This window comes from Pseudomonas fuscovaginae SE-1, assembly GCF_000364705.1.
Lineage (GTDB): Bacteria > Pseudomonadota > Gammaproteobacteria > Pseudomonadales > Pseudomonadaceae > Aquipseudomonas > Aquipseudomonas fuscovaginae_A.
Genome location: NZ_AQOH01000391.1, coordinates 1 through 379, shown reverse-complemented (window position 1 = coordinate 379; position 379 = coordinate 1). Strand labels below are relative to the sequence as shown.

General features: G+C 46.2%; 1 protein-coding gene. It reads right to left on the bottom strand.

Annotated features, from left to right (window positions below):
• Position 1 precedes the first annotated feature (1 nt).
• Positions 2–379: acetamidase/formamidase family protein (locus K675_RS31680; RefSeq protein WP_198291710.1), on the bottom strand; the 378-nt coding region annotated here is incomplete at its 5' end.

The following is a 379-nucleotide window of genomic DNA, read 5'->3' as shown; positions in this document are numbered from 1 at the left end:
CTCAGCCACTCGAAAAGTAGTCAATCTCCAGACCTACCGCCATCACAACCTGCGCTCCCAATTTCACAATCGATAATGACGCTCCATGCCCTAGAATGATCCTCAAACTTCTCTCATCAACATTAGCCGCTCGCAAAGCCTCATAAGCATGTGTATAGGCCTGACTCACAGAGCTTTCAAAGCTTGACTCAACGCCTAAAAAATATACTTTCCCCTCCAACATAACATGCAACCCTGGGTGCAATGCCTTCTTCATAATACAAACAGAAAAAACCACCTCACTTGACATCTCTATACCAGACCCACCCACTTCCCCATCACTCTGGCTACAATGAACGTCCCCCAAATAAAGAGAAGCGTAGTCCGATATCACAGGCAA